Origin of the sequence: Sorangium sp. So ce363 (assembly GCF_051520435.1) — a bacterium.
GTDB lineage: Bacteria > Myxococcota_A > Polyangia > Polyangiales > Polyangiaceae > Sorangium > Sorangium cellulosum_B.
This window is the reverse complement of record NZ_CP150333.1, coordinates 6,909,281-6,920,697: the sequence shown is the minus strand read 5'-3', so window position 1 is coordinate 6,920,697 and position 11,417 is coordinate 6,909,281. Positions and strand designations below refer to the sequence as shown.

General features: G+C 70.1%; 7 protein-coding genes. 6 read left to right on the top strand and 1 reads right to left on the bottom strand.

The window, feature by feature from the left end:
- The first annotated feature begins 767 nt into the window (after positions 1-767).
- Together WMF12_RS26000 and WMF12_RS25995 are read left to right on the top strand one after the other, a co-directional pair.
- A complete protein-coding gene (locus WMF12_RS26000; RefSeq protein ID WP_437873894.1) occupies positions 768-1,433 on the top strand; it encodes a pectate lyase in 666 nt (221 codons plus the stop codon).
- Positions 1,434-1,776: 343 nt separating this feature from the next.
- Complete coding sequence (locus WMF12_RS25995) at positions 1,777-2,538, top strand: YbhB/YbcL family Raf kinase inhibitor-like protein (RefSeq protein WP_437849904.1); 762 nt, start codon at positions 1,777-1,779, stop codon at positions 2,536-2,538.
- Positions 2,539-2,791: 253 nt separating this feature from the next.
- Here the strand turns inward: WMF12_RS25995 and WMF12_RS25990 are convergent, their stop codons facing one another.
- Positions 2,792-3,937: a hypothetical protein gene (locus WMF12_RS25990; protein ID WP_437849902.1), complete on the bottom strand. Its 1,146-nt coding sequence runs from the start codon at positions 3,935-3,937 to the stop codon at positions 2,792-2,794.
- Between the two features lie 72 nt (positions 3,938-4,009).
- Here WMF12_RS25990 and WMF12_RS25985 point away from each other — a divergent pair, with 72 nt between their 5' ends.
- The 4 genes from WMF12_RS25985 (at position 4,010) to WMF12_RS25970 (ending at position 11,329) form a co-directional block, all read left to right on the top strand.
- Complete coding sequence (locus tag WMF12_RS25985) at positions 4,010-4,804, top strand: N-formylglutamate amidohydrolase (protein ID WP_437849900.1); 795 nt, start codon at positions 4,010-4,012, stop codon at positions 4,802-4,804.
- A 340-nt stretch (positions 4,805-5,144) separates the two neighbouring features.
- On the top strand, positions 5,145-7,580 hold the full coding sequence (locus tag WMF12_RS25980) for a type VI secretion system Vgr family protein (RefSeq protein WP_437849898.1): 2,436 nt from the start codon (positions 5,145-5,147) through the stop codon (positions 7,578-7,580).
- A gap of 6 nt (positions 7,581-7,586) precedes the next feature.
- Entirely contained in the window at positions 7,587-10,259 is a 2,673-nt protein-coding gene (locus WMF12_RS25975; RefSeq protein ID WP_437849896.1) for a DUF2169 family type VI secretion system accessory protein, read from the top strand.
- Entirely contained in the window at positions 10,256-11,329 is a 1,074-nt protein-coding gene (locus WMF12_RS25970; protein WP_437849894.1) for a pentapeptide repeat-containing protein, read from the top strand. Before WMF12_RS25975 ends, WMF12_RS25970 begins: the two co-directional genes overlap by 4 nt.
- The last annotated feature ends 88 nt before the right edge of the window (positions 11,330-11,417 follow it).

Genomic DNA, 11,417 nt, shown 5'->3' with positions numbered 1-11,417 from the left:
CCATGACAGCGGCGAGCGTGCCTGTTCGCCGAAGCGGGTGAAACGCCGTCCTTCAGCGGAAAAATGCAATCATGGTGCCCTGATCTGCGGCCCCGGGTGATGGCGCGCTGTGGCCTGGGCATTGCTCTGACGTGAAGATGAAGACAGGACAAGACATCACGTAGACATCGCGAGGACATGACGACCCGTGGGGGAGGGGTGCGCAGAGGGAGTGAAGGGTGGGAGTCGTCGGTCGCGCGCAACGTTGACGATTGAGGGATAACATCATGAGCTTGAGATTGACCTATGCTTTCGGTGCCCTGTTGTCGTTCGGTCTCGCCGGCTGCCTCGCGGCGGACGGCGCCGACCTGGATGTGGACGTGGACTCGGCGAGCGACGCGCTCAGCGCCGTCAGGATCGAGGCCGAGAACCAGAACTGGTCCATCTCGTCGGGCGACAAGATCGAAGACAACGCGGACAACGTGAAGCTCCGCGCCAACCAGAGCGGGGACACCTTCAAGTTCTCCGCGTCGGTCGCGTCCGGCACGTACAAGATCGTCCTTCGTTACGCCAAGCGGAACGTGTACGGCAAGTACGAGCTCGCCGTGAAGGGATCGTCGGTGAAGTCCTTCGACGCTTATGGCTCCTCCACCGGCGACAGCTGGACGACCGCGACGCTCGGGGAGAAATCGCTCTCTGGCAATGTCGAGTTCGCGCTCACGTGCAAGGGCAAGAACTCCTCGTCGTCGGGGTACGACCTGAAGGTCGACTACATCGAGCTCGTGCCGGTGGGCGGCGGCGACTCTGGCGGGAGCTCGGGCGGCAGCAGCTCGGGCGGCGGCACCACGACGGCCGGGAACGGCGGCGTCGTCAGCTCGACGATCATCGTGAAGGCGGGCGAGACGTTCGACGGCGGCGGCAAGCGGTACATCGCCGACAAGAACACGCTCGGGGACGGCAGCCAGGCCGAGGGCCAGAAGCCGGTGTTCAAGCTCGAGGACGGCGCGAAGCTGAAGAACGTGGTCCTCGGCGCGCCGGCGGCCGACGGCATTCACACGTATGGCAACGTCACGCTCGAGAACATCGTCTGGGAGGACATCGGCGAAGACGCCCTGACGGTCAAGAAGTCAGGCACCGTGGTGCTGAACGGCGGCTCCGCGAAGAACGGCGACGACAAGGTGTTCCAGATCAACGCGGCCAGCACGTTCAAGGTGTCGAATTTCACGGCGCAGAACGCCGGCAAGTTCATCCGGCAGAACGGGGGGACCGACTTCAAGGTCGACGTCTTCATCGACCGGTGCGACATCTCGAAGATGAAGGAGTCCATCTTCAGGACGGACAGCAGCAGCAGCAGCGTGACGATGACGAACACCCGCTACAGCGGAATCGGCAAGGAGCTCTTCATGGGCGTGAGCTCCTCGAAGATCACGACGTCCAACAACACGCAATACTGACCCGGCGGTCCTGCACATTTCCGCCAGGGCAGGAGCGTCCTCGCGGGCGCTCCTGCTCGCTCTTGCGCGGTGTCAAGGGTCAAGGGCCCTCCGCTCCGCCTCGTCCTCTCTGGCGAGCTGGCGAGAGACCTGGAGCGATGTGTCGCGCCAGGCGCGCTCATGTCAACGTTCACATTCTTCGATCACTCACTGTTCCGGGAAATGTACCGCTAAATTGCGGATCTTTGTCGCAAGGGGAGAAGCGACTGTCATCGCGATAGGAACGCCGGTGTGGCATCATGCGCCAATGCGTACCATCACGGATAGGCTCACACGTAGCGCTCGATACCTCGCCTTCGCGGCCATGCCATTCGCCATCCTGAACTGCTCCAGCAGCGATCCCGATGTGTCGGGGGACGGCGGGGGGACCGCGGCGAGCTCCGGCTCACCGAGCGCCAGCAGCAGCAGCACCAGCAGCAGCGCCAACAGCTCGAGCTCGAGCGGCGGCGACCCCACGACCGCCACGACGTCGGGGGCCGGGGGCAGCGGAGAGGGGGGCGCGACGGGAGTCGGCGGAAGCGGAGAGGGCGGCTCCGGAGGGAGCGGCGGCGCGCCCTCCGAGGAGTTCGCGCTCGCGAGCACCAATCACGAGGAAGGCGCCAAGTTCGCCGACAAGTACACCTGCCAGACCGCCGGCTTCCAGAACAGCGTCATGCCGGAGCTCCACTGGACCCCGGGGCCTGCGGGCACGAAGAGCTACGCCATCACCTTCATCGATGTCACCCTGGCGCACGCGACGCCGTCGCAGCCCAACGGCTATCACTGGGTTCTGTACAATATTCCTCCCACCACCACCTCGCTGCCCGAGGGGTTCAAGCAGGCGGAAGCGGCGCAGCTCGGCGCCAAGCAGAACTCGAACTACCTCGGGCCTTGCCCCAATTTCGGCTCCAGCACCGGCACGAAGACCGACACCTACGAGTTCACGATCTACGCGCTCGCCGAGGAGTCGATCACGATCACGGGCACCGGCACGGCTGCAGTGAGGGACGCGGAGACCAAGCTCGAGGCGAAGAACCTGGGCAGCGCGAAGCTCACCGGCACGTCCAACGCCTTCTCGACTCGATGAAGCGGTAGCTGGCTTTCTCGATCCTGAAGCATCCTCTCGAATGTTTCGAGAAGATTCACAGGGAGGCGGGGAGGCGGGGAGTACAATCCCATGAATCTCCCTGTCTCCACGCCTCCCTGTTCAAGTCTCTCTTCCCCAGAATGCCAACGAAATGTGGGGACTTGTCAGCTCTACAGCCTGACCCCGGGGTCGCAGGTGCGATGTCTCGATGACCGTCGTCGGACGCGCGGCGCCTGCCGACTCGAGCCGTCCGTCATCCAGAAGCAGGGTCCCGGCGGCGGCCCTCCCGACGCTTCGGGGCCTGCTGCGGGGAAGACAGGCTCTCTGCCAGCTTGCCGCTCCCCTGTTCGATCAGCTTCTTCTCGTACCAGGGCCGTGTGACCTGCGCGCGAGCGAGATAGGCGAGCGCGATGACGCCGAGGAGCGGCAAGGCGGCGTAGGCCACGGAGTGGGCCGTCACGTCGGGGCCGATCGCGCTGGCTGAGCTCCACGAGGGGACATAACGCGCCTTCACCGTCTCGCCCTCGCGGAGCCGGGCGAACGCGCCGTGGGACACCTCGTCGGAGAAGGCGGCGCCGCCTTCGCCCCGCATCGTGACCTCGAAGCGGGTGTGGTCGCCGTCCTCGTTCTCCTGGAGCTGCGTCACGCGGACGTCCACCGTCTCGCCCAGCCAGCGGCGCGCGTGGAAGGCCGCGAACGCCATGTTGAACACGAGCGACGCGACGGCCGCGGTGATGGCCCACCGCTGGTGGAACGCCGCCCTGCGCGCGAACCGCTCGCCGAGCGGCTCGGACGAGAGGAGCATGCGGCCCCCGCGCGGGGACACGAGCAGGTATCCCTGCGCCTGCTCGCGGTACCCCTGGGCCTGCGCCTCGGGATCGGGCGCGCGCCGGAGCTCGCCGATCGCGAAGACCCTCTCGCCTGGAATGAGCTCGGCCACGCGGACGCGCCGGGTGAGATCGACCCGGATCATGCCGTCGAGCGCGTCGACGAGCTGCACGTCCTCGCCCGGCTCGACCCGGATGCGCGCGCCGGACGCGTGGCGGAGATAGAAGGGGTGGACACGGACCTTGCGGCCGGTCTCGGCCCACTGGTGGGTCCAGACCCCGGAGGTCTCGGACTCGGACCCTTCCTGCTCGACCTCGACGCGCACCGCCACGTCCGCGCCTTGCTCCCGCTCGACGGTGCCCACGACGACGGCCTCGCCGGGCGCGAGCGCGGCGCCGGGCATGAACGAGGCCTCGGCCCGCGCGGCGGCGCGGCGCTGCCGGCGCGAGAGCCGGAGCGCGAGCGCCGCGAGGACGAGCAAGCAGGCCGTCGCGACGCCGTCCACCAGGAGCGACGACAGCCCGGCGTCGAGGTGGTATCGGCTCACGAGCAGCCAGATCCGGGGTTCCATGGCCCGCCATGAGAGCGCAAACCGGCGCACCCGTGCGAAAAACCCGGCGCGCGCCTACCTTCCGGAGCAACGATGCCTGCCACGCCGCCTCCCTTCCGCGTCCACGAGCCTGACACGGCGGGGCCGATCGTCGTCGAGGTCCCGCACGCGAGCCTCGTCGTGGACGAGCTCGCGGCGCGCTTCACGCGCGTGCCGGAGCGCGCCCTCGCGGCCGACGCGGACGTCGCGGCGGACGCGCTCTTCGGCGACGTCACGCTCGAGGGGGCCGCGCTCGTCGTCGCGACGGCGAGCCGCTTCGTCATCGACCTCAACACGGCCCCGCGCGTGCCCACGCCCTACGAGGACAAGCTCCCCTACGGGCTGCGGGAGGTGCGGCGGCGCTCCGCGAGCGGCGAGCAGTGGCTCGAGAGCTCACCACCCCGCGCGGAGGTCGAGCGCCGCGTCCGCGACGTGTTCGAGCCGTACCACGCGGAGGTCGCCGCGCGCCTCGCCGACGCGCGCGCGCGCCACGGCGTCGCGATCCTCGTCTCCGGGCACACGTACCCCGACGTCATGTTCCAGGGCGCCGCCGACGTCGTGCTCGGGACCCGGCGCGGCGAGAGCGCGGCGAGCTGGGCGCGCGACGCGGTCGCCGAGGTCGCGCGCGCGCACGGCCTCTCGCTCGCGCTCGACGATCCTTTCCCGGGCGGCCACGCGCTCGAGCGGCACGCGCGCCGCGACGAGGGGGTCCACGCGCTCCAGATCGAGATCGCCCGCAGGCTCTACTGCGACGCGCGCACCCTCGCCCTCCGCCCCGACGACGTCGCGCGCCTTCGCGGCTTCACCCGCAGCGTCATCGCCGCGCTCACGAGTGCAGCGGCGCGATAACGGGGCACGCACACGGTACGGTTGCAGTGCGCGCGCAGGGCGCACACGGTGCGCGCGCAGGGCGTACAGGGTGCGTGCGCAGGGCACACACGGGCGCGGCGCACGCGCGGTGAGGGCGCGGCGCACGCGCGGTGAGGGCGCGGCACACGAGCGCAACGAGCTCGGCAAGCGCGCGCCGTCGAGCCCGCGCTGCTCGGCGAACGTCGCACAGGTGCGCGGTCGTCCCACCACCGGATCCGCTGTTCCACAGCACTCTCGTGGCGCATGCAGACGTTGACACCGCGACGCGATGCACGGAGATTCCGCCCTCAACACCAGGCCAGGGATGGGGAGGCTCTCCATGCGCCCAGACGGTTTCTCGCTCTCGTGCTCGGCACTCGCCAGCGTCGCTTTCATCGGTTTCCGCGGTACCGAGCACGTCTCGCAGCCGTACGAGTTCGAGCTCTTCTTCTCCGTCCCGACGAGCACCGACGTGCGCAAGGCGGTGGGCGAGCGGGCGACGGTGCGCGCGAGCCGCGGCGACGGGAAGGACCCGCTCGTCGTGCACGGCGTCATCGCGAGCGTTCGCCTCTTGCACCAGAACGCGGATCGGGCGCTGTACCAGGCGCTGCTCGTGCCGAAGCTCTGGTTCCTGCGCCACTTCTGGCGCAGCCACGTCTTCACGACCCAGCCCGTCAAGGAGTTCCTCTCCGCGACGCTCCAGAACGGCGGGCTCGCGGCCAGCGACTTCCGCTTCTCGATCAACGACGGCGACTACCCGGTCGAGGAGTTCGTCGCGCAGTACCGCGAGACGCACCTCGCGTTCTTTCACCGGTGGCTCGAGCGGGAGGGCCTCTACTACTTCTTCGAGCACCCGGAGGACGGGCCCGGCGAGGTGCTCGTCATCGTCGACGATCGCGGGCTGCACGACGACTTCCCGGGCGGCGGGGTCGTGCGCTACGTCCCGCTCTTCGGCGACGACGTGACCGCGCCGCCGGGCCTGCACCAGATCGAGCAGAACGTGCAGTGGCTGCCGAAGACGGTCACCATCGCCGACTACAACTACTCGAACCCGTCCGCGTCGGTGAAGGGCGAGAGCAGCATCACCGCGAACGGGGTGGGCGCGATCCGCGAGTACGGCTTCCGCGTCTTCGTGCAGAGCGACGCCGAGCGCCTCGCGCAGGTGCGCGCGCAGTCGATCGGCTGCCGCGAGGTGACCCTGCGCGGGAGCGGCGACGCGCTCGGGCCGCGGGCCGGGTACCGGTTCTCGCTGGACGATCAGCCCGCCGACATCGTCGACCAGTGGCTCGCGCTGGAGGTGCAGCACAGCGCGTCGATCGCCGGGATCACGCCCGAGGTCGCGCGGCTGACGGGGCTCTCGGGCAAGGACATCTACGCGATCAAGCTGCTCGCGATCCCGGCCGACGTGCAGTTCCGCGCGCCGCAGGCGACGCAGTGGCCGCGCATCTACGGGTTCGAGAACGCGATCGTCTGCGGCCCCGCCGACAGCCAGTACGCGCAGATCGACGCCGACGGCCGCTACCTCGTGCGCTTCGAGTTCGACACGAGCGGGCTGCCCGACGCGCGCATCTCGACGCGGGTGCGCATGATGCAGCCGCACGGCGGGACGACGGAGGGCTTCCATTTCCCGCTGCGCAAGGGCACCGAGGTGATGATCGCCTTCCTCGGCGGCGACCCGGACCGGCCCTTCATCGCCGGCGTCGTGCCCAACGCGCACCGGCCGAGCGTCGTCGCGGAGCGCAACCTCAGCCAGAACATCATCCGGACCGGGAGCGGCAACCAGCTCGTGCTCGAGGACGAGCAGGGCAAGGAGTTCATCTTCCTCCACACGCCCAACAACCGCACCGGCATCTACATGGGGACGCCGAGCGGCAACCACGGGGCGGTCTACACGGGCGACGGCGACACGCAGGTCGGCACGTTCCTGTCCCCCAAGAACGCCGACCCGGCCATCGCCGGCAGCGCGCTCGTCGACGTCACCTTCAGCTACCTGGAGACGACCTCAGGAGACGGCGGTTCATGGATCGGCGGCGACTCCTGGGAGAACGTCAGCGGCAACAAGTTCAGCATGGTGGTCTGCAACCTCTGGGCGGGCGTCGGCGGGACGTACACGCTCCAGGTCACCGCCGCGGCGGAGGAGACCTACTACGCGACGCGCACGACCACGATCAAGACGGGCCGCGTGGACACGGTGGAAGCCGGCGGCATGAAGCAGACGATCACCGACGGGATGACGCTGACCATCACGAGCGGCGGGATGAAGCACGACGTCCACGGCAAGTTCGAGCAGACGATCGAGCCGGAGGGCTCGTCGACGGTGACCGGGCCGTGGATGCACAAGGTCACGGCCGAGAACTTCGACGACTACAAGAGCTGGAAGACGGAGGTCGCCACCACCTGGAAGGGCCACTTCGGCGGGGACGTCGACCTGAAGTCCGACACGAACTTCCTGATCAAGGCGCCCAACGCGAAGATCACGGCCACCAACCTGAAGTGGGAGGTGCTCGGGCTGACGTTCGACCTCACGCCGAACAAGCACGAGCTCTTCGTCTACAAGGGGGCGACCGGCATCATCAAGACGGACCACGCCGCGCTCGCCCAGCAGGCCTACTTGCTCAAGCTCGAGACGTCGTTGATCAAGCTCGACTTCGCCGCGATGGACAAGAAGGCTGTCGGCGCGAAGATGGATCAGTTCGGCACCTACCTGAAGCAGCAGGCGATCGCCCTGACCCTCGCGGGGGTCATCGCGTGGAACAGCGCCTTCACGAAGATCTGAGCGCGGATGCGAGTCGTCAAACCCCTCAAGGTCCCGGCGCTCACGCGCGTCGTCGAGGTCGCGCGGCGCCTCAGGTTCCACGTGGGCGCCATGATGGCGTTCCCCCTCGACGCGCCGCGCGCGCTCGTCGATGAGATGTCGTTCTGGCAGGCCGCGACGGCGGCGCTCGGGAGCCTCCCGCTCGACGACGGCATCACGAAGGCGCGCGGCGAGCTGCTCGTCGCGGGCCGGTGCTACGCCCCGGAGGGCCGCCGCGTCGGCGCGTCGTTCGTCCGCGCGCGGCTCGGCTCCGTCGACAAGCGCCTGGCCGTGCTGGGCGACCGGTGCTGGAGCGGCCACGGCTTCACGGAGCCGGAGCCGTTCTCGGAGATGCCCATCGACTGGGCGCGCGCGCTCGGCGGGCCGAAGGACGCGGCGAACCCCTACGGGAAGGGGATCGAGGAGATCGAGCGCGGCGGGCAGCGCGTCCGGCCGCTGCCGAACGTGGAGCACTACGGCGCGCTGATCCGCTCGCCCGGCGACCGGCCGGGCCCGGCGTCCTTCCTCGCGATGGACGTGACGTTCGGCCAGCGCCGCGCCCGCGCGGGGACGTACGGCGCGGACTACGCCGAGAAGTGGGCGCCCGGCCTGCCGCCCGACGTCGATCCCGCCTTCTTCAACGTCGCGCCGAGCGATCAATGGATCGCCGAGCCGCTCCGCGGCGACGAGGCGTTCCTCGTGGAGAACATGCACCCGACGCGCCCGCGCATCGAGGGCGCGCTCCCCGGCCTCGCCGCGCGCGTGCTCGTCACCCGCCGCGACGCGAGCGGGGAGGCGTTCCAGGAGCTGCCCGTCCGCTGCGACACGGTGTGGCTCTTCCCCTCGGCCAACCTCGGCGTCGTGATCTTCCACGGCTCGATGCCCGTGGCCGACGACGACGCCGGGGAGATCGTCGACCTCGTCGTCGCCTGCGAGGAGATCGGCCGCCCCCGGCCGATCGAGCACTACCGCGAGGCGCTCGCCCGGCGGATCGACAAGGACCGGGGCTCGATCGCGTCCCTCAGCGACAGCGATCTCATGCCGCCCCGCGAGTCGGGCGTTGCCGCGAACGTCGCCGGGATCGAGATGGTGCAGTGGCTCAAGAGCGAGAACCTCGCCATGCAGAACCTGCGGCGCGGCGCGGAGCGGGAGCGCGAGCGCCGCCGCGAGGAGCTGCTCGCGGACGGCATCGACCCGGCGCGCTTCGGCCTGGACGCGCCGCTGCCGGAGGAGGAAGCGCCTCCGCCGGTCGACGATCTCGACGCGCTGGTGACGTACCTCGACGCGGCGTCGCGGAAGATGGACGAGGAGAAGGCGCGGGCCGAGCGCCTGAAGAAGGAGGCCGAGGAGCGCATGAAGGCGCAGGCCGCCGAGATGGACGTGTCCGAGGAGGCGCTCCGGCGCGGCCAGACCGGGGAGGAGCCGCCGGGCGGCCCGCCGCGCTTCTCGGCCAAGGCGCAGCTCCAGCAGTACGCGGAGCTGGCCGAGGCGGCGCGCCTCGGCGGCGTGCCGAACCTCGAGCTGGAGGCGATGCTCGCGGATCCAGGCTTCCCCGAGCAGCTGCTCCGCCTCGAGCAGGCGGCGCGCGAGGGCTACCGCGGCTCGGCGCACCTGCGATCCGCGGCCCTGCCGATGACCGCCGAGGCCTCGCAGATGGCGCGCGTCGTCGTCGATGCGGCGCGCGAGGCGGGCGAGCCGCTCGACGAGCGCGACCTCACCGGCGCCGACTTCCGCGGCGTCGACCTGCGGGGGATGCGCTTCGCGCGCGCGTTCCTCGAGGGGGCCGACCTGCGCGGCTGCGACCTCTCGGGTGCGGTGCTCGAGGGCGCCGTGCTCGCGAAGGCCGACCTCTCTGGCGCGAACCTCACGGGCGCGCGGCTCCGGGGCGCGAACCTGGGCAAGGCGAACCTCGAGGGCGCGGTGTTCGACGACGCCGATCTGACCGAGGCCGTCCTGATGGGCGCGAGGCTCGCCGGGGCGAGCCTGAAGCGGGCGAAGCTAGAGCGCGCCGACGCCCTCCAGGTGAGCTGGGGTGGCGTGGATCTCTCGGGCGCGGATCTCTCGCTCTGCTCGTTCCTCCAGACGAGCTTCGCCGGGGCGAACCTCGCCGGGGCGAACCTCGAGCGGGCGATGCTTCTCGAGTGCTCGCTCGACGGCGCGGACTTCTCGGGCGCTCGGCTGCACAAGACGTCGCTGATGAGCTGCACCGGGGCGAAGGCGCGCTTCGCGGGGGCGCGCTTCTCCGAGGGGGTCGCCGTCCACAAGAGCGGCCTGCCGGAGGCAGACTTCCGCGACGCCGTGCTCGACAAGACCTGCTTCCGGACGACGGACCTGCGCGGCGCGCGGTTCGATCGAGCCCAGATGACGATGACCGATCTCTCCGAGGCGGACGCGACGGGCGCGACCTTCGACCGCGCCGTCATGAAGAACGCCCTCTTGATCCGGACGAACCTCGACCGCGCGTCGCTCCGCGGGTGCAACCTGACGGAGGCGATCCTCTCGAAATCGCGCCTGGCGGGGGCCGACTTCACGGGCGCGCAGCTCTGCCGGGCCGATTTCAGCCGCGCGCGCGGCGACAACCGGACGACGTTCGCCGAGGCGAGCGTCGAGTTCACCCGGTTCGACCGGCAGGCGGCGCCGGCTCCTGGAGGCGCGACATGAACCGCGACGAGGTGCTCGACAAGGTCCGCCACGGGGACCCGATCCAGGCCGTGGACATCTCCGGGCTCGACCTGACGGGCGCGGATCTCTCGGGCGCGGTGTTCGACCGGGTCCGCATGCCGCGCGCGATGCGGGGCGCGCTCGTCAAGGAGTCGACGTTCTCCGAGTGCGATCTGTCGGGCGTGGACGCGGCGGGCGTGGACCTGCACCTGACGACCTTCTTCCGGAGCCGCCTCGACGGGGCGACGCTCTCGGGGGCGAGGCTCGTCGGCGCGAGCTTCATCGAGTCGACGTTCGAGGGCGCGGCGCTGTCGGGCGCGGAGGCGCCCATCGCGACCTGGACGACGTGCTCGCTCGAGCGCGCCTCGTTCGAAGGGGCGAACCTCGACCGGGCGAACCTCGTCGAGGTCAAGGCCGGCGGCGCGAACTTCTCTCGCGCGAACCTCGAGAAGGCGACGTTGTACAAGCTCGACCTGCGCACCGCGCTGCTCGACGGCGCGAACCTGACGCTCACGACGCTGGTCGAGGCGGCGCTGGGCGCGCGGGCGTTCCAGGGAACAAAGCTGTTCCGCACGCAGTTCATGCGCGGCAGCGTCGCTGGATCGAGCTTCGCGGGCTGCGACGCGACGCAGTGCAACTTCACCGGGGTCGACGTGTCCGACTGCGATTTCTCCGATGCGGTCCTGACGCAGGCGCTCTTCGGCGATGCGAACGCGGCGAAGGCGCGGTTTTCGCGGGCGAAGCTGCAGAACGCCATCTTCGAGCGGGCCGCGCTCGCGGAGGCCGACTTCTCGGGGGCGGAGCTCGTCGAGGCGTACCTCGCCTTCGCGTCGTGCGCCGGCGCGCGCTTCGTCGGCGCGAAGCTCGCGTACGCGGACTTCTCGCACTGCGACCTCTCGGGCGCGGACTTCACGCAGGCAGCGATGTTCCGCACCAAGCTGCACCGCGCCCGCCGCGACGGGGCGAAGGTGCCGGCGGGCGCAGGCTGGCTCGGCGACGACGAGAAGCTCGCCGCGATCGAGGACTGGAAGCCGCGCCGCGGCGGCGAGCGCGATGGGCAGCGCGCGTGACCGTGCCTGCTGCGCGCGCCGTGCGGAACCACGAGACCGTGCGGAACCACGAGACACGAGACGCGAGACACGAGACGCAAGACACGAG